Source organism: Paenibacillus sp. Y859, assembly GCF_056786405.1.
In genome coordinates, this window is sequence record NZ_JBXCIZ010000008.1 from 1 (window position 1) to 18,644 (window position 18,644).

General features: G+C 40.6%; 15 protein-coding genes and 1 riboswitch. Of the genes, 3 read left to right on the forward strand and 12 right to left on the reverse strand.

The annotated features are described in order from the left end of the window. Nucleotides 1-362: 362 nt before the first annotated feature. The 10 genes from AC1TO8_RS16190 to AC1TO8_RS16235 all read right to left on the reverse strand — a co-directional run bounded on the left by AC1TO8_RS16190 (nt 363) and on the right by AC1TO8_RS16235 (nt 10,543). Nucleotides 363-1,322, reverse strand: a complete 960-nt coding sequence (locus AC1TO8_RS16190) for a DMT family transporter (protein WP_482056670.1) — start codon at nt 1,320-1,322, stop codon at nt 363-365. A gap of 129 nt (nt 1,323-1,451) precedes the next feature. Beyond that, a riboswitch (FMN riboswitch) is annotated at nt 1,452-1,646 on the reverse strand. 92 nt (nt 1,647-1,738) lie between these two features. Beyond that, nucleotides 1,739-2,998, reverse strand: a complete 1,260-nt coding sequence (gene hflX, locus AC1TO8_RS16195) for a GTPase HflX (RefSeq protein ID WP_482056671.1) — start codon at nt 2,996-2,998, stop codon at nt 1,739-1,741. A 481-nt stretch (nt 2,999-3,479) separates the two neighbouring features. Then, entirely contained in the window at nt 3,480-3,845 is a 366-nt protein-coding gene (locus tag AC1TO8_RS16200) for an IDEAL domain-containing protein (protein WP_482056672.1), read from the reverse strand. A 96-nt stretch (nt 3,846-3,941) separates the two neighbouring features. After that, a complete protein-coding gene (locus AC1TO8_RS16205) occupies nt 3,942-4,094 on the reverse strand; it encodes a hypothetical protein (RefSeq protein WP_482056673.1) in 153 nt (50 codons plus the stop codon). 260 nt (nt 4,095-4,354) lie between these two features. Continuing rightward, nucleotides 4,355-4,576, reverse strand: a complete 222-nt coding sequence (locus AC1TO8_RS16210) for a hypothetical protein (protein ID WP_482056674.1) — start codon at nt 4,574-4,576, stop codon at nt 4,355-4,357. A gap of 89 nt (nt 4,577-4,665) precedes the next feature. Beyond that, nucleotides 4,666-5,694: an ABC transporter substrate-binding protein gene (locus AC1TO8_RS16215; protein ID WP_482056675.1), complete on the reverse strand. Its 1,029-nt coding sequence runs from the start codon at nt 5,692-5,694 to the stop codon at nt 4,666-4,668. A 196-nt stretch (nt 5,695-5,890) separates the two neighbouring features. Then, nucleotides 5,891-6,856, reverse strand: a complete 966-nt coding sequence (gene yjfF, locus AC1TO8_RS16220) for a galactofuranose ABC transporter, permease protein YjfF (RefSeq protein WP_482056676.1) — start codon at nt 6,854-6,856, stop codon at nt 5,891-5,893. Then, nucleotides 6,849-7,886 carry an ABC transporter permease gene (locus tag AC1TO8_RS16225; protein WP_482056677.1) on the reverse strand — a complete coding sequence of 346 codons (1,038 nt, stop codon included), beginning with the start codon at nt 7,884-7,886 and terminating at the stop codon, nt 6,849-6,851. The genes yjfF and AC1TO8_RS16225 overlap by 8 nt, the downstream gene beginning before the upstream one ends. Beyond that, a complete protein-coding gene (locus AC1TO8_RS16230; RefSeq protein ID WP_482056678.1) occupies nt 7,879-9,405 on the reverse strand; it encodes a sugar ABC transporter ATP-binding protein in 1,527 nt (508 codons plus the stop codon). Before AC1TO8_RS16230 ends, AC1TO8_RS16225 begins: the two co-directional genes overlap by 8 nt. Before the next feature lie 94 nt (nt 9,406-9,499). Then, a complete protein-coding gene (locus tag AC1TO8_RS16235) occupies nt 9,500-10,543 on the reverse strand; it encodes an ABC transporter substrate-binding protein (RefSeq protein WP_482056679.1) in 1,044 nt (347 codons plus the stop codon). Between the two features lie 263 nt (nt 10,544-10,806). Here AC1TO8_RS16235 and AC1TO8_RS16240 point away from each other — a divergent pair, with 263 nt between their 5' ends. From AC1TO8_RS16240 to AC1TO8_RS16250, 3 genes are read left to right on the forward strand one after another with little or no spacing between them, the layout of a single operon-like run. Continuing rightward, the gene (locus tag AC1TO8_RS16240; protein ID WP_482056680.1) at nt 10,807-12,633 is read left to right on the forward strand and encodes a histidine kinase; all 1,827 of its coding nucleotides are present in this window, start codon (nt 10,807-10,809) and stop codon (nt 12,631-12,633) included. Further along, nucleotides 12,630-14,249 carry a response regulator gene (locus AC1TO8_RS16245; RefSeq protein WP_482056681.1) on the forward strand — a complete coding sequence of 540 codons (1,620 nt, stop codon included), beginning with the start codon at nt 12,630-12,632 and terminating at the stop codon, nt 14,247-14,249. The genes AC1TO8_RS16240 and AC1TO8_RS16245 overlap by 4 nt, the downstream gene beginning before the upstream one ends. Nucleotide 14,250: 1 nt before the next feature. Next, nucleotides 14,251-15,216, forward strand: a complete 966-nt coding sequence (locus tag AC1TO8_RS16250) for a sugar ABC transporter substrate-binding protein (protein WP_482056682.1) — start codon at nt 14,251-14,253, stop codon at nt 15,214-15,216. A gap of 33 nt (nt 15,217-15,249) precedes the next feature. On the opposite strand, the gene AC1TO8_RS16255 is transcribed toward AC1TO8_RS16250, so the two are convergent. Both AC1TO8_RS16255 and AC1TO8_RS16260 read right to left on the reverse strand, forming a co-directional pair. Beyond that, nucleotides 15,250-16,842, reverse strand: a complete 1,593-nt coding sequence (locus tag AC1TO8_RS16255; protein ID WP_482056683.1) for an AraC family transcriptional regulator — start codon at nt 16,840-16,842, stop codon at nt 15,250-15,252. 1 nt (nt 16,843) lies between these two features. Further along, complete coding sequence (locus AC1TO8_RS16260) at nt 16,844-18,595, reverse strand: sensor histidine kinase (protein WP_482056684.1); 1,752 nt, start codon at nt 18,593-18,595, stop codon at nt 16,844-16,846. Nucleotides 18,596-18,644 lie beyond the last annotated feature (49 nt).

Below are 18,644 nucleotides of genomic sequence, written 5' to 3' on the forward strand. Positions count from 1 at the left end.
AACAAACTGACGAGAATATTACATTCTCAATCCAAATGATTTCTCATTTGTTTTGTTCTCACTTTCGTGAAAACCACTCACTCGTTGTTCAGTTTTCAAAGATCAATTTCTCTTTCGTTATTCACCAGTGTGTCTCGGTGACAACTTTTATATCATATCGCATCCAGTTTTATAATGCAAGTCTTTTTTTAATGCCTTTGTTTAGACATTTTTTATTTTCTCGCTGACCGGATTTATAATATAACATGCCATTCCCTATCAACGCAAGTCATAATTTTTTACAATTAATAAGTTCAATATAAATATATATAATCCCTTCGCCCCATCGATTCTAATGGTTGCAAAGGGATATAGTTTAGTCATTAAACAGGCAGTATCTCTTCATCTTGTCTAGAGATTGCAAACAGAGCCGCCCAAATCAGAATAAAACCAATAAGTTGTGCTTGCGTGATCGCCTCTCGGAATACGATCCAATTAATCAGCACCCCTACCATTGGGAAACTCAACTCTGCCAATGTCGCAACCGATGCTTTCGTAGTCGTTAACCCCTTATAATAAACCAAAAGACTGAGCAAACCAGGTAATAGAGCTTGGCCCAATAGATTCACAGAGACCAATACCATAGCAGTCGTCCCGATTGGTAAACTCCACACTCCACCTTCACCCCAAGTTATAAAGAGTAGCAATGGTAATGCCAGAATAAATCTTAAGGAAGTCACGGTCTCATACTTCATCTGACCAACCATTAAACGCCCCATAACAGTTGATCCTCCCCATAGAGCCGCAGCTCCAAGAGCTAATAAACTACCCAGTTGAACAAAGTCATTCCATTTCCCCACAGGTATCGCAAATCCGAATGTGAGTAAATACGTACCTATTAAAGCTAGCGAGAATAGAATCGAGAAATGCTTTGGTAGTCGTTCTTTCAATAGTAATCTTGCCAAAATAATTGCAAACAGCGGTTGAAGCTTCTGAAGTAACAACACGACGTTTATATTCCCACTAGACAATCCTATCGTAAACAGAATCGTCGCTAGCGCTGATCCGCCCCAAGAGATAAAGAGCAATGCACCGACATGCCGCAGTCGCAATCCATGAAGTTCATCGCGATTTCTCCATAGCACCGGAGCAACAAATAGAACAATAATAATATGCTCAAGCAATACAATCTGGGTTGAAGTAAGTGAATCTAATAAAATAATTCGAAATAAAGGATCTACTCCCCATAGGGCCGCTCCCAATACTACTAGCCAAAACCCACTCTTTGAAGGCTTTTCTCTAACCGCCACAACAGGACTTACACTCTCCACTACATTGTCCACTCTCTCTATCCCCTTGTTCTGAATATGGGGTCTTACAACAGAAAACCCCCGCATTCGATAGTTATCGACATTTACGGGGGCTGATCAAATAAGCTTGTGCGCAACAAAAAATCCACGCCATGCATGTGCTTTGATCTTCTTCCATCCGGACTTTACCGTCGGCCTTGGATTCACACCAAGTCAGTCGCCACCATCTTCATGATGACGAGTCGCGGGCTAGAAGCTCATATATAGAGGTTGTTCAAAAAGTCACCTTTTGAACTCGCACTATAAAATAAGAACTCTCACCGCCGGTTAGGAATTTCACCTACCCCGAAGATCCATATTCATTTTATTAAATGCTATATCTTCTATTAAAGGACTCCAAATGAAATTAGTCAATGATTTGTTTCAGTAAATCACTTCAATCTTACATTTCAGACGACATACTCACGATACTTCTCAACATCCATCGCTCTACACTCTAGTGTTAATCGTGTACCCACATGATCATACTCAGTAGAGATTATATTCGCATGTTCATTTAAATAGGAGACCACTTGCCCTTGTTCAAAAGGAATCAGCATCACACATTGCATATAATCTTTAAATATATGTGCCCTAATCAAGTCAACGAGTTCGGTTATCCCCACTCTTTGCTTCGCCGCAAGGTAAACACTATCCCCTTCCACTAGTGGAACTTCACAATCCACCACATCACATTTATTATAAGCAAGGATCGTTTTAATATTTGTAATTCCGATCTCTTCTAATGTATGGTTTGTAATATTCATCAATTTCTCATACTTATCGTTAGAATAATCAATCACATGAATCAACAAATCAGCTTCAGCCACTTCTTCAAGCGTAGATCGAAAGGCCTTGATGAGATGATGAGGTAGTTTACTTACAAATCCAACCGTGTCTGTCAGTAGAAAGGACTTGTTATCTTCGAGATGTATATTACGAACCGAAGTTTCCAGTGTTGCGAACAACATATCTTTCTCAAACACTAGCTTGTTACCAGATGGACTGAATGACTCTACCAAGGCATTCATAATCGTTGATTTCCCTGCGTTTGTATAGCCAACTAGTGATACAACTGGAAGCTTATTTCTTTGGCGCTGCTTGCGTTGGGTTTGGCGTTGAGATACGAGTGTCTCCAGTTCTTTGTTCAATACACTGATCTTATCCTCGATTCTACGGCGATCTAGCTCAAGTTTCGTTTCTCCAACACCTTTATTCTTGGTCCCAACACCTCCACCTTGCCGACCCAATGATTCACGCAAACCGATTAATCTAGGTAGCATATACTGCAGTTGGGCTACTTCTACCTGAAGTTGGGCTTCCCTTGTCTTTGCCCGCTTCTCAAATATATCTAAGATTAGAATCGTCCGGTCAATCACCTTGCACTGTAAGTCCGCTTCTAGATTACGAATTTGTGAGGGAGACAATTCATCGTTAAAAATAACCATGTTCGCCTCCTGCTCCTCATACAACGCCCTGACATCCTCCACTTTACCTCTTCCAATATAGTGAGTTTTATTCACTCTCTCTAAATTTTGTGTTAGCTCCCCTACTACTCCGACATGACAAGCTGAAGCTAAATTCCCTAATTCCTCCATAGAGTATTCGAAATCCTCTTGATGCTTCACATTGACACCTACTAGGATTGCTCGCTGTTGCAATTCTTCCATATAGTTTAATCTCCTTTACCTTCATAATAAAAAAACCTCAGGCTAATCTCCTGTGGTTAAGCGAACGGGATATATCCATCTTTACCAAAAGGGTGACCTTTCATATTTATGTATACACAAAAATGAAAGATCCTTCGACCTAATAAGTCATGGTATGGATGATTGTTGGGTGGTTATCCATAAATACAACAAAAAGAGGGCGGGGTCGCCCTCCTCTTTATTGATGCGATTATTCGCAATAAATGGAGTTCTCTAGAAATATACACAGACCAATCCCGTTCGCCCTGCACAGTAGCAGAGCCTTTGCACTATTCAATTAGTGGTACAAAGGTTGAAAGCGGATTGTATCATTCATCTCTTCGAGAACCCTCCGATCATTATAGTTATTTCCATATTAACACAGATGAACCCATCTCACAATCTGAATGTGCAAGGGTGGCTATGCCGAAATACCGGTATCCATTGGCAGGATCTTGTGCATTTATAATATTCCTAATCGATTGCTCTTCATATCTGACATCAAATAATCCTCAATATGTGAATTGGATGCATGATTAATTGAGTTTAATTGATCGGTTAATTCCATGAACCATTGTTCATCTTTAGTCAATAATGCGATATCGATTAGATTCATTAATTGCTCAATATTATCTAATGAACTCTCTGGGAGCTTTTTCACCCCTTGATTAAGTACATCAATAGTTGTCCCAATCACCGTTTCGTGATCCGAGGCAATCACATGTATTCCCATAGTGCCAGCTAACAAATTTATTGAATCGATAAAACCATGTATTAATTCACCATGATTTGTATTTCCCTTGACCCAATCACCTATTTCAATATTCATTACAAATCACCACCATTTAAGTTAGTTTAAGAATAATATCTATTTAATAACTTTTTGAAAGCTATACTGTAACTATAATTGTTTCAGTAATGATTGTCAAATTCCTTTTATCAAGTAGAACCGGCCTCGCCATTCACTATTAGGTGCAATAAGTACATCTAAATTCAACCCAATCCCTCTGAAGCTAACTTTAGTTGCATGGAGTACATCTAATTTACTGGAAATTCCACTTTTCAGCGTTATCGCCATTTTTAACTGTAGTTTGTACAACTAATTCTCTCTCCCCCTCCTTTTCCTGCTATTTAATTGTACTTTACACATCTATTCTAGCCTCATCCTCACTACCTTCATGCGCGAAGCAATGTTCGTCACTCTAACATCACCACTCTATGCCTATTCCACTGAATGACTTCCGGAATTTATGATGTTACATGGAATATGGATCGAATTTATTTTGTTTAAAAAAACTCCCGCTAAGGGAGATTTAATAAGATCATATCTAACTTACTCTATTTAGAGTTGGTAAGGGGAAGTTCCATTACTCTAAACTTTCCGTCGACTTTTTTCACGGTATAAGTAAACTCTTTATCTCGAATCGAATCAGCTTCCCTGATTACAAATGCTGAACCATCTTCATTTAGAAAATTAACTTCAAATGTATATTCTTCTTTATTTATTTCTTTTTGTTCTACAATTTCATTAAGAGAGATTCTAGGTACTATCCCTTGCACGACATAGGATTCAAATAATTTCTTCTTATCTTCTAGATCTAATGCAGGTAAAAATCCTCCATTCCCATAACTGGGCGGAGGATCTCATATTAGTACTTTCTATTATTCACTTCTCGTTCCGCAACAGCCTGAGTATAAATGCTCTCTGGGAGTACTATACGTTTCGGTAGGTTTTTGCCCCCGATGATCTCTTGAACAGCCTGCATCAGATTCATTCCTAATAGCGGGTTACATTCAACAACAGCATTGATCTTCCCTTCGACCATCATTTCAAAAGACTTGCGTGTTCCATCCACAGATATGATGACAATATCTATGCCCGGACGCAAACCAGCCGCCTCAATAGCTTCAATCGCACCTAGCGCCATATCGTCATTATGTGAGAACAACACATCGATATCTTTACCTTGTTCTTCTATGATTGACTGCATCACTTCTTTTCCCTCTTCAAGGGTGAAGTTGGCTGATTCACTCTTCAATATCTTAAAATCGGATCGAGAAGTAATGATCTCTCGGAAACCATCCTTTCGCTCAATCGTTGGAGTAGAGTCCATCGTTCCTTGTAGTTCTACGATACCGATAGGTCCAGGTGTATCCCTCATTTTATCCAATAGGTATTTCCCTGCCTTACGACCTTCATCATAAAAGTCAGAACCAATGAACGTCACATAAAGCGATGAATCACTCACATTAACGGAACGATCCGCTATGATCACAGGTATTCCAGCTTGCTTCACTTCTAGAAGAATGGGCTCCCATCCGGATTGTACGACGGGTGCAATCGCAATGACGTCCACCTTTTGTTGAATAAAAGAACGGATCGCTTCAAATTGCTTCTCCTGGGATTGCTCCGCATTCTCGAATAATAGTGTAATCCCAGCTTCCTTTGCCGATTCCTTCACCGAGTTCGTGTTCGCTCTGCGCCAATCGCTTTCTGAACCCAACTGAGAGAATCCAAGCCTAATCGGCTCAGATGAATACAATGACTCCATCACTTCAACGGATTCATTGTCCTGCAGGGATATCTCCGAATTCCTCGTATCTGAGGGGGTGACAGGAGTCTCCGCTGTCTGAACAGACTCGCAGCCTATGAACGAAAAGCTGAACAATACAATCATACACATCATGAGTACTAACCTTCTATTCATCATATTCCCTTTCCATAAGCAGATTTAGGGATCATAGTCATCTTAAACTCTAGTTGTATTCCTATTAAAAGTTTGACATATCCCGCTTCAAAATGGAAGAACCCCTATTTCTACGAAAAAGTGATACCGTCCTTTGGGGAGGATGGTATCACTTTCATCTAGCTTGTTATCCTCTTCCGGACGATCGCCTTGAAGTAAGTAGTCTTTGAAACACAATGAAGCTGAACAATAATAGTCCAATCACAATCTTTGTCCACCAAGAACTTAAGGTTCCTTCAAAGCTGATAATCGTTTGAATAACCCCTTGAATCATAACTCCGAAGAAACTACCTACAATATATCCAACGCCCCCAGTAAGTAGAGTTCCTCCAATCACGACTGCTGCGATGGCATCCAATTCTAGCCCATTAGCATGGAGCCCATAACCAGACAGCATATAGAATGTAAATACCACACCGGATAGCGCGGAACAAAAGCCACTTAACGTATAGACAAGAATTTTAGTACGTGCTACTGGTAGTCCCATCAATACAGCAGATTGTTCACTACCACCCAATGCATAAACATTACGACCGAAGCGAGTGTGATGCGCCAGATAGATAGCAAGCGCAATAGCAATCAGGGCAATAAGTACACTAATGGAGATGAAGTTACCACCCGGTAGATGGATCTTGGTCTGTGCCATACGGGTATAGAAGGCATCATTAATCGTAATCGTATTAATACTAATCACATAACAAAGGCCTCTTGCTAAGAACATGCCCGCTAACGTTACGATAAACGGCTGAATATTGAAATAATGAATAATAGCCCCCATCGCACAACCAATAGTGGCACCTATCATCAGCACCAACGGAATCACAATAAATGGTGGCCACCCTAAGTTCTGAATAAGACTTGCGGAGATCATTGTGGTCAGGGCTATCATTGACCCCACGGATAAGTCGATACCACCGGAAACGATGACGAAAGTCATTCCAATAGCTACAATCAAAAGAAAGGCGTTATCTATCAATAGATTCAACAGCACCTGTACGGAGAAGAAGCCAGTATATCGAAAGGATCCTAGTGCGAACATAACAATAAATAGAGATATTGTCACAATAATAGGTAGATATTGTTTTTTAGCCATGTCGTGTTACACCTGCCTTACTCGTATACTTACGAGATTTCCATCTCTCGAATATAATCCTCCGGAACGTCTCAGACTGGATCAAACATACGATTAAGACTACAAACGCCTTAACAACCAACGTTATTTCTGGTGGAACACCAATCATGTAGATCGTTGTCGTTAATGTCTGAATAATAAGCGCACCCACTAGCGTCCCCGATAAATAGAATCTACCTCCGTTCATGGATGTCCCTCCAATAACGACAGCGAGAATAGCATCAAGCTCAATCCATAATCCCGCATTGTTCCCATCCGCACTTGAGACATTGGAGCTAAGAATTAGACCCGCGATCCCCGCACATACGCCACAAAATGCATATACCGAAATTAGTATTACCTTGGATCGAATTCCTGCAAGACGACTCGCTTCAGGATTGGTACCAACGGATTCGATAAACAAGCCCAACGCCGATTTACGTGTGAGCAACAATGCAATGATAAATATAGCCATTACGATAAAAATAGAGAAAGGCAATCCCACAAATGATCCTGCACCGATATAATTAAATTTGGGACTTGAAACGGTAATAATCTGACCACTCGTGATCAGTTGGGAAATTCCACGCCCAGCCACCATCAATATAAGTGTTGCGATAATGGGTTGAATTCCTCCCAAAGACACTAATAACCCATTCCATATTCCCAATACCAAAGCCAAAACAAGCGAAATTACTATTGCAAGCATTACTAAGGTAAATGTATTCTGATCGCTACCTCTACTAATCGTCAAACAAGCTAATGCCCCTGTAATTGCAACAAGGGAACCGACGGATAGATCTACTCCTTTGGTCGCAATGACTAGAGTCATTCCGATAGCCACCACAATGAGGGGTGCACCAAAATTCAATATATCGATCAGACTTCCATACAGATGGCCATTACGTACCTGAATTGAGAAAAAATCAGGAGAATAGAATAAATTAAATAATAAAAGTGCCGCCAACATCGTTATTGGCCAGAATATATGATGCTTCATTAATCTAGACATCGGTTGAATGACCTCCCGCAATTGCCTGTAATACATAGTGTTGGCTTATTTCATCGCCCTTCATTTCTTGTACTAAGTTGCGATCCCGGAGAACTGCGATGCGATCACTAACACGAACGACTTCTTCTAATTCGGAGGAAATAAATATGAAAGACATTTTTTGTTCGCGCGATAAGGTAATAACCAATTTCTGAATTTCTGCTTTCGTCCCCACATCAATCCCTCGCGTAGGCTCATCTAAGATGAGTAACTTGGGCTGCATTAATAACCACCGGGCTAGAATAACCTTCTGTTGGTTGCCACCACTTAAGTTTTTGACTAGATGCTCTAGATTCGGGGGACTGATGTTGAGCTTCTTAATATATTCCTCTACAATCTCTTCTTGCTTCTTGACGGGAATGGTTCGAAACAAACCAAGGTTAGCCTGAAGAGCAAGAATGATATTCTCTCGAATCGTTAAATTCTCAATAATGCCTTCCGTTTTTCGATTCTCAGAACAGAAGGCGACGCCTTGTTCAATCGCCTGCTTAGGAGAATGTACGGATCCCCCGCTATCACCGAACTTAAGATTCCCCTGATCGGCACGATCAGCTCCGAATAATAGTCGTGCTAGCTCTGTTCTTCCAGAACCGAGAAGTCCTGCAAGTCCGACGACTTCTCCCTGTCCGATACGTAAGGAGAATGGCTCGATGTATCCCTTTCTTCCAAGCCCAGATGCCTCCATTAATACTTCATCTATTCCCTCTCGGCCTTCTTTCGTCTTCGGAAGATCTTCAAGCATATGCAGTTCCTTACCTATCATCTTCGATACTAATTCTATTCGAGGGAGATCTTTGGTTACATATTCCCCAACAAATTCTCCATTACGGAGAATGGTTATACGATCTGACATTTCATATACTTGTTCTAAGAAGTGAGTAACGAATAGGATGGCTAGTCCTTCATTCTTTAATTGGTTCATAATCTGGAATAATTGCTTCACTTCATTCTGATCCAAGCTGGACGTTGGTTCATCCAGAATAAGAACTTTAGCCGAAACATCCAAGGCACGCGCTATCGCAACAAGTTGCTGTATCGCCACTGAATAGCTTTGCAAAGGCTTGGTTACATCAATATTTAACTGCAATCGCTCTTTGAGTAATTGTGTAGCTCTTCGGTTAATTTCTTTCCATAAGATCCGACCGTAGCGACGAGGCTCGCGACCGATAAAGATATTCTCCGCAACTGACAGATTCGGACATAAATTGATTTCTTGATATACGGTACTTATGCCAATTTCCACAGCATGTTGTGGGTTTTGAATAGATACTGTCCTACCTTCTAAATCGACCGTACCTTGATCAATCGCATAGACCCCAGTTAATACTTTGATAAGAGTTGACTTTCCAGCCCCATTCTCTCCCATTAACGCATGCACTTCTCCAGGAAATAATCGAAAGTTAATGCCAGAGAGTGCTTTTACTCCGGGAAACTGTTTATGAATATCAGTCATTTGTACAATAGGTCGTTGCTGCTCCATAATCCTCTCTCCTATCCACTCTGTTGTTTAAGACCACTTCGGCCAAAGGACCTTTGACGATGAAGTGGTCTATCATTCCAACTATTGTAACAAGTTAATACATACGGTTAGGAAGTGCTTCTTTCGCTTGATCGATCGTAAATGTGCCCTCTTCTACTACTGTTCGTTTCGGTACCTCTTTCCCAGCGACAACATCTTTAGCAGCTTGCATTAATTGCCCACCAAACAATGGATTACATTCCACGATAAAGTTAATCTTGCCCTCGCTTGCAGCTTGGAAGCCATCTTTAATTCCGTCAACCGTGATGATGATAATATCTTCACCTGGTTTCAGACCAGCAGCTTCAATAGCCTGGATTGCTCCTAAAGCCATATCATCGTTATGAGCGTAAAGCACGTCGATATCCTTATTCGCTTTCAAGAATGCTTGCATGACTTCTTTTCCTTTTGCACGGGTAAAATCTCCTGTTTGAGAAGCAATGATCTTCAGATTTGCATTATCTTTGATTTTATTCTCAAATCCCTCTTTGCGGTCGATCGCCGGAGCAGATCCTGTTGTTCCTTGTAACTCAACAATATTCACTTGTTCAGTAGCGTCCTTATATTGATCCGCAAGCCATGCACCTGCCTTTTCCCCTTCGAGCACGAAGTCGGAGCCTAGAAACGTTACATAAAGTGAGGTATCCGTTGAATCGACAGAACGGTCCGTCAGAATGACCGGAATCCCTGCGTCTTTGGCTTCTTTCAGAACCGTATCCCAACCGGACTCAACTACCGGAGAGAAACCAATCACATCCACCTTTTGTTGAATAAAGGAGCGTATCGCTTTGATTTGGTTTTCTTGCTTCTGTTGTGCATCAGAGAACTTGAGATCAATACCTGCTTCTTTAGCAGATTCCTGTATGGAAGTCGTATTCGCCGTACGCCAGCCGCTTTCTGCCCCTACTTGCGAGAAACCCATTACAATCTTCTTATCTGAAGATGTATCTTTGACTGCTGCATCCGTCACCGTTGTCGTCTTAGCAGGTTGATTCGTTTTGCCGTTATTTGCAGCATCATTAGTCCCACCACAAGCAGCTACCAATAACATCAATGACATGAATACTGTAAATGCCCCTATCTTTTTTGCTTTTCTCATTTATTTCATACCTCCCCTTGTCATCACCAATCATTGGCGTGTTCTCATTATATAGCGCTTTCATTTCTTGATTATACGGAGGTCCTTAGGTATTTCTTATGTTTTTTTGTTTATTTTTCTTATATTCATTTATGTTTGTTTGATTATTTGTTTGAAAATTGTGATTTTATGGTCTTTCTTTATATCCATAGAAAATGAGTCGATTTTTTGATATGATAATTCTCGAACACTGGAATCGCTTACATTATTTATAGAAGGGTTACATGACCCATATGAGATTATTGCAATGGATTAATTCAAGCGTACGCGCTAAACTGCTGACCCTATTCGTCATTCTAACTTCCATACCTTTGATCGCAGTTGGATCGGTTTCCTATCAGAAGTCGTTCAATACGGTTAGCAGCCACAGTAAGACAGCAACGTTGATGGTTGCTGATCAGCTAGGCCGAGATATCGACATTCTATTCCAAGACGTTGGAGAGTTACTCGAATTGAGTAATAATCCGACAGTTCATCATTTCTTGTATTCTCAAAGTGAGACTTATGAGGATGCCAAAGAAATATTAACAACCTTTGATTTGTACAGAGAAACCTATAAGTACGAAAGTGTTCTCAACATCTCCATGGTGAATTTGTATGGGAAAGGGATTAGTGAGCAGATCGGTGTATTCCAACTTGACGTTAACCCGCTCCGTAACTCTCATTTCACCGAACTACTTAACCATCCCGATCAAGCGCTGAATATTACCCCTACTAATGCTGATCCGCTAGATAGGTTAGACGGATTTCAATACAAGCAAACCAACGTCATTTCCATTATGGCAGCGGTCAAACAGCAAATCACACACGAGGTCATCGGGTTTATTGTCATTGACCTAGACGATTCCATCGTCGAGCAATTCATAGACAATACCAAGATTGGACAAACGGGATTCTTCCACGTTATAGATGAGAAAGGTAAGCCTATTTTTGTGCCTTCACAGCCAGATAATCAGATTCAGGCATCTCAACTTCAGCAAACAGAGCTACAACATCAGTTCATTAATCAAAGAGGTAGCTTTGTGGAAGCCTCCCATGGCAAACCCCAATTCATTGTATATACCACTTCTAAGGAGACGAATTGGATCATCGTTGGCTCTGCGCCGTTGCAGGAAATTGTTGAGGAAGCCAACGAGATCAGGCAAGTCATTATTATCAGTGTTGCACTGAGCATTCTATTTACGATGACACTATATTTCTTTATGACCAAATGGCTGATTCGACCTGTCCAATTATTGAAGAAGCAAATGCGCCAAGCAGCATCAGGTTTTCTCGAAGCAAAAGTAAAGACATCAGGTCAAGATGAAATTGCTGATCTAGGTAGAAGCTTCAACACGATGTTGGAACAAATCAAAATGCTGCTCGAACAAAGTATCAACGAACAAGAGCAAATTCAAAAAGCAGAACTGCGAACGTTGCAAGCTCAGATTAACCCACATTTCCTGTACAATACATTGGATTCGATTGTATGGATGGCAGAAGCCAATAAGAATGACCAAGTCATACAGCTTGTTCAAGCTCTCTCGCGTTTTTTCCGCATAAGCCTAAGCAAGGGCCGTGACTGGATTCCTTTAAAAGATGAACTTGAACATGTCCAAAGTTATTTAATTATTCAGCAAATGCGTTATCGAGATATATTGCAATACGAAATTGACGTTCATCCCTCTTTATTGGATACACCTATTCTAAAAATGACACTCCAGCCTATTGTGGAGAATGCACTTTATCACGGCATTAAGAACAAAAGAAGAAAGGGACTCATTCGGATCAGCGCACAGAAAGAAATCGATGGGAACTTCAAGTTAGTAGTAGAAGATGATGGAATCGGAATCACCCCCGTACGTATGGAACAGATTCGTAAAAGACTAAACACATCATCCTCACAAGAACTAACAGAAGAGGACGGAATCATCGGATTCGGTCTATATAACGTACATCAGAGGGTCCGGCTATATTATGGGAGTAACTACGGAGTGGCCATAGAAAGTGTGGAGCTTCTGGGGACATATGTATCCTTATGTATTCCGATAGAACGGAGGGAAAATCCATGAAGAGAGTTATGCTAGTAGACGATGAAATATTGTTCCGAGAAAGTATACGCGACTGCATTCATTGGGAACAAGAAGGCTTTGAATACTGCGGTGATGCCTCGGATGGCGAGATAGCCTTACCCCTTATTGAGCAGTGGATGCCTGACATCCTCATTACCGATATCAAAATGCCTTTCATGAACGGTTTGGAACTCAGTTCTATCGTTCGTAAAGTGATGCCTGACATTAAAATTATTATTCTTAGTGGACATGACGAGTTCGAATATGCTCGATCTGCGCTTCGAATCGGTGTCGATGAGTATTGTATGAAGCCCGTTAGTGCCGCTGATATTATCCAACAACTACATCAGATCAGTGAGAAGATTGATTCAGAACGTCAGGAGAAAGAACGGATTAATAAACTTACACAAATGATCACTAATCAGACGCTGCGCACACAGGATATGCTACTTGCAGATCTGTGTAGTGGCTTCATAACAACGGCTGAAGCCATCCATGTAGCTTCATTACTCTCCCTTCAACTTATAGCTAAATATTATACCGTCATGATCACTGATTTTCGCAGCCGCGAAGACGACTTATCCATGGATACATCCCTTCTAGCACAGATTGAGACAAAGCTTGAGTTCGACTTAAAGAAACAAGTTGAATTTCTAGCATTTAAACGGATACGTACAGAAAAGGTGTGGGTGCTACAAGGAAACACCGAAGAACAACTTCAGCTTGCGATCTATTCTATTCAGGAGGATTATGGTCATCTTGATGAGGTAAACCTTCCGATCGTGGTATCCTTTGGTATCGGTAACATTCAAGATCGGTTACAGGGTATTCACGATTCCTACCTAGAAGCGGAAGAAGATAAGCATCGGCGTAGACTTACCAAGCAGAATCGACATGATTTCGGTACTATGAACGGAGACTCCCCAGATCATACGATTTCATTAGATCATCATGTGTTCATCGAGTTTCTGAAATTCGGATCGCAGGCCGACATGAAGACGTTCATCGAACAATTTGCTGCTGGCTTGAAACGATTAAATTGGAATTCATCTTTTTACGGCTACTATATTCTGAACGATCTTACCTACAAAGTATTCCAAAGTGTAAAAGGGACATTTCGAAATTCAACCGAAGTCACCGAAGTACAGGGTAAGCTGCAGAAACAAATAGAAACCGTCAATGACTGGGAAAAGGCCTTCGTCTACCTAGCAAATCTTGCAGAACAATACTGGTTAAAGCGTAGAGATGCTGCCGATAAATATACGGGAATGCTAGAACAAGTGAAAGAATATATTCGTTGCCATTACCATAACAATCAATTATCGCTTCTAGATGCGGCCGAATCTGTCTGTGTAAGCCCGAGCCATCTTAGTAAAATATTTAGCCAGGAAACCGGCCAGACATTTATAGAATATGTAACATATATTCGTATTCGTAAAGCGATGGAGCTCTTGAGGTCAACCCATGCCAAATCTTATGAAATTGCCTATCAGGTCGGTTATCATGATGCTCATTATTTCTCTAACCTATTCAAGAAATCAACGGGAATGACCACCAAGGAATTTCGACGGAATGACACATTCTCTATCCAGGATTCCGGAACGGAAGGATCATAGCATGCTAAAAACGACTACGATGATCACCACGATACTGTGCTTTCTAGCATTATGCTCGCTTCTTATTGTCATTAACTTCAAAGGAGATTCATCCACTCCAGACAGTCCAATTTCTACGTCTAAGAACCGTGAGATTGTATCAAAGACGAAGACGTTCGGTATCATTTATCCTATGGCACATTCCTATTATGGAATGATTACACAAATTGCAGAAGATACCGCGAATGAACATGGTGTTCGCCTGATTGTAAAAGCACCTGACGAAACCAGTTCAGAGCAACAAATTCGCATGATGGATACTTTGATTCGGCAGAAGGTCGATGGGATCGCCATCGATCCCATCGATTCTGTTGCTCTTATTCCAATGATTAACAAGGCCGTGGACTCAGGAATCCCTGTCATCTGTTTCGAATCGGATTCTCCTGGAAGCAAACGCCTCGCATATATCGGTTCGGATAACTATTATTCTGGTAAGCAAATGGGGGTTATTATCAGTTCTTTATTGAACAATAAAGGAATGATATTGGTCGAGACAGGTATGTCTGAGATGAACAGCTTAAGCGAGCGGTTGGATGGATTATTAACTTACTTAAATGAACATACGGAAATTCAGGTTCTCAATGTACGTTATAACGAAGGCAAATCAGCAACTGCCACGGCCGATCTTGAGTTAATGATTGATAACCATCCTCACTTCGACGCTTTTGTGGGCCTCGATTTCATTTCCGCTTCCGCTTCCATATTCGTATGGAAAGCGAAAGGTCTTGATCGATATGCCTTCACATTCGGAATGACACCTAATATTATAGAAGCTATTCATAATGGCCAAATCACATCCTCTCTGTCCCAGAATGAACAGGAATGGGGGACGCTTATTGTAGAGCGGCTGCTTCAAGCATCTGAAGGGAAGTCCATTCCGCCATTCGATAACACGGGTATAACGGAAATCAATGTGATGATTAGATAAGATCTGGTACATGAATGCGACCCTCCGCACCTATCACAGAGATCGCGATATGCATCCATGATATAGAGAATCGGGAGTTGTATTGGAGCGAAATTCACTGGGCGTTGTACCCGTATGTTTTTTAAATAATTTACTGAAATATTTAACATCGCCATACCCAACTTGTGCTGCTACTTCACTGATTTTCACAGGTGAACCCGAAATAATTTCCATAGCTCGTTGTATTTTGATTCGAGTTACGAACTCTCCAAAGGTAATACCAGTCTCCTTCTTAAATACATCACTTAAATAATTCGGATGTACATGAACATGTTTCGCTACTCGATTAAGACTGACATCATTCTCTAGATGTACCTCAATGAAGGCTCTTGCTTTGTTGATATGTACGGCTTGACCTTCAGCAATATAAGTATGATATATTCTCATGACTCTATACAGTTGTTGAAATAGTTCATCTTTAGAAACAGTCGCCATATTGGATTGCAGCTCTACTAAATAGTCCTTTAGAATATCCTCACGTCCCGTGATCTTTAATAATCGATCTAACCAGCGTTGTGATAATATCGTGACCGATTGTAAAGAAGCAGCTAATGATTCAACGGTCAATTGTGGGTCATTGATCAATTCCTGCAAATACTGCTGAGTCCAATTCTTCAGACCAACCACGTCATTCTCTAGAAGGATCGTAGATAGACTTTGTTCCTCTTCTCTCGTACAAATGCTCTTACCACCTACGCGGTGCTTGATTTCATCATAACTCCATATTTTCTTAGGCATAAATGATTGATACCCAATGGTATAATCAGCAGATATATAGGAATCATGAAGCTCTTCTAAGGATTTCACAGATACCCCTACGGCTACATAAAGCGTGCATTTTAGCAATCGCTCGATTTTGTGACAGATGAATGAATCATGTTGGAAATCACTACTCCACCGATGGGTATGAGCGATGACAACGATACGGTTCTTCTGAATCAAAGTGACACACATTAATAACTCATGCAAAATATTTTGTACGGCATAGATAAGTAATGAGTTACTATCTTCAGCGTGGTTCCAGCCTTCTGCCTCAATGATTACAACTTGCATATTAGCGTTCTCATTCTCGTTACAATCATATAAATGGCGTAGGAGGACTTTCTGATTATATGTACTGCTCTGAATTGTTTCCCCATCAATGACCCAACGCTGAAACATTCGGTTATTCTCTTCCGACTTGGTAATAACTTCTTGGCTATTAGTAGCCCAGCGATCCTCGACCCGTTGCTTCGCTTTTAGAACGGTATCAATAATCTCTTCTGGGCGACTTGTCTTGAGAATGTAATCACTGATATTCTGGCGAATAGCTTGCTGTGTATAGACGAAATCATCATACCCAGATAAAATAATGATCTCTATTTCAGGAAGAATCAATTTCACTTCCTCTGCAAGCTGTAGTCCACTTTTCCCAGTCATTCTAATATCGGTCAAAAGAATATGTGGTTTCTCTTGGTGGATTCTCTCTAACGCTTCTTCAGCAGATGCTGCAGGATCAAGCAGCTCTAAACCTAATTCAGTCCAATTAATCACTTTTGCTATCCCTTTTCTAATAATGACTTCGTCATCAACAATCAATATTCTCATGTTATCCCTCCTTGATGGGAATGGAGAAGGCTATACGAGTTCCCTTATTTAACTCACTTTGGATATTCAGCTGTGAAGCGGATCCATAATGGAGAATAAGACGTTCATTCACATTACGTAAACCATATCCCAAGCTTCCTTCAAGCGGTATATCTTCTGTACTTGTAAGATCACTTTTCACTTTATCTAGTCGCTCTACTGTCATTCCGATTCCATTATCAAGTATGAGAAAAATCAATAAATTCTCTTTTCTCTCTAGAAATATCGTAATCGTACCCTTCCCATCTATCTTCTGAATTCCATGAATCATTGCATTCTCTACCAACGGCTGTATAAGAAGTTTCAGCATCAACTTATCATTCAATTCAGGATCAATAATAAAATCGACATCAAATTGATCGGGAAATCGAATAGATTGTATTTGTGCATAACTTCTAATATGTGCTAACTCCTGATGAACTGGATAGTAATCTTTCCCTCTATTTAGGCTGATACGCAGAAAATCACTTAAGGCTTGAACCATATTGGCAATACGCTTATCATCATCCATGAGTGCGATCCAGTGAATAGAAGATAATGTATTATATAAGAAATGTGGATTAATCTGTGCTTGCAATGCCCGGATATCGGCCTCTTTCTTCCGAACCTCATCCCGGATCAACTGTTCCTTTAAGATAGCGATTTGTTTGCCTAGCATATTGTAGCTTTTACCAAGCATACCAATCTCGTCATTCGAACTACTTGGAAATATAGGTAGCGGACGCTCTGGATCAATCCTAGTTAACAATCTCGTGAGTACTCTAAGTGGATTGGTCACTCGCTGAACGACAAACAAAATTAAACCCGCACTGATAACTACAGAGAGTGCAACCGCAACAAGGGTAAGCTGCCAGATATATCGATTCTGTGAGCTGTATAAATCGTACGGAATCGTGCCGATTAACATCCAACCTAATTCTTGCTGACGATAGTGTAGAATCGTTTGTTTCGCATGTCCTTCACCATAGGTGTTATTCCCGAACTTGGTTTCACTTAATTCCTGTATCATTCCTGGATATACGGTATCCATCGGCATGGACAGCCAGCTTTTATTCGTAGCAGACAGGATTTCACCCTGATCGTTCACTAATGCAACTTGCCCTTGTCCATCCCCAAGCTGTGGCTGCGACCAATATTCTGATATCACTTTCTCATCTAAACTGATAGCTAACCAGCCTAGTGGTTTATAGTCATGTATACTCCGTAAAGGCCTTATGAACGTAATAATATTGTTAGTTCCTGCATAATCACGAACAGAATATACTCCCGTCCATTTCTTCTCTTTCACTTCCTCAATATTTAATTGACTTGATAAATCAGATTCATACAACGACGTAGTTGATATCTCTGATATACCATTAAAAGGATAAATGGTGATATCTGATAGATAAGGCTTGGAACTCGCTAGATTAGTGAGCATACCTACGATATTCGGTATTTTACTATTGTTGTCATCCGCAGAACCAAGCCACTGTTGTATTTCACGGTCACCGATGAGGAATAGGGAGATATTCTCGACATCTTGTATTATAAATTGTAGATTCCCATCCATCTGACTTAGCATGTCAATTCCTGCAAGCTTCGATTTATCCTCCGTAATTCGTAATGAAATAACATAAGAAAATCCACCTAGAAATAACAGAGGAACCAAGATAGAAACGAGCATTAAAATAAACAGTTTGCGTCGCAGAGAAGCCTGTATCCATGTATTCACCGTACTTGTTCCTCCATCCTCGTTTCACATCTATGATAGATTCTCTTCG

Excerpts from the sequence above, each read along its gene's own strand:
- AC1TO8_RS16205 (WP_482056673.1), bottom strand. The coding sequence starts at position 4,094 with ATGGCGATAACGCTGAAAAGTGGAATTTCCAGTAAATTAGATGTACTC.
- hflX (WP_482056671.1), bottom strand. The coding sequence starts at position 2,998 with ATGGAAGAATTGCAACAGCGAGCAATCCTAGTAGGTGTCAATGTGAAG.
- AC1TO8_RS16200 (WP_482056672.1), bottom strand. The coding sequence starts at position 3,845 with ATGAATATTGAAATAGGTGATTGGGTCAAGGGAAATACAAATCATGGT.
- yjfF (WP_482056676.1), bottom strand. The coding sequence starts at position 6,856 with ATGGCTAAAAAACAATATCTACCTATTATTGTGACAATATCTCTATTT.
- AC1TO8_RS16245 (WP_482056681.1), top strand. The coding sequence starts at position 12,630 with ATGAAGAGAGTTATGCTAGTAGACGATGAAATATTGTTCCGAGAAAGT.
- AC1TO8_RS16255 (WP_482056683.1), bottom strand. The coding sequence starts at position 16,842 with ATGAGAATATTGATTGTTGATGACGAAGTCATTATTAGAAAAGGGATA.
- AC1TO8_RS16225 (WP_482056677.1), bottom strand. The coding sequence starts at position 7,886 with ATGTCTAGATTAATGAAGCATCATATATTCTGGCCAATAACGATGTTG.
- AC1TO8_RS16230 (WP_482056678.1), bottom strand. The coding sequence starts at position 9,405 with ATGGAGCAGCAACGACCTATTGTACAAATGACTGATATTCATAAACAG.
- AC1TO8_RS16235 (WP_482056679.1), bottom strand. The coding sequence starts at position 10,543 with ATGAGAAAAGCAAAAAAGATAGGGGCATTTACAGTATTCATGTCATTG.
- AC1TO8_RS16240 (WP_482056680.1), top strand. The coding sequence starts at position 10,807 with ATGACCCATATGAGATTATTGCAATGGATTAATTCAAGCGTACGCGCT.
- AC1TO8_RS16215 (WP_482056675.1), bottom strand. The coding sequence starts at position 5,694 with ATGATTGTATTGTTCAGCTTTTCGTTCATAGGCTGCGAGTCTGTTCAG.
- AC1TO8_RS16250 (WP_482056682.1), top strand. The coding sequence starts at position 14,251 with ATGCTAAAAACGACTACGATGATCACCACGATACTGTGCTTTCTAGCA.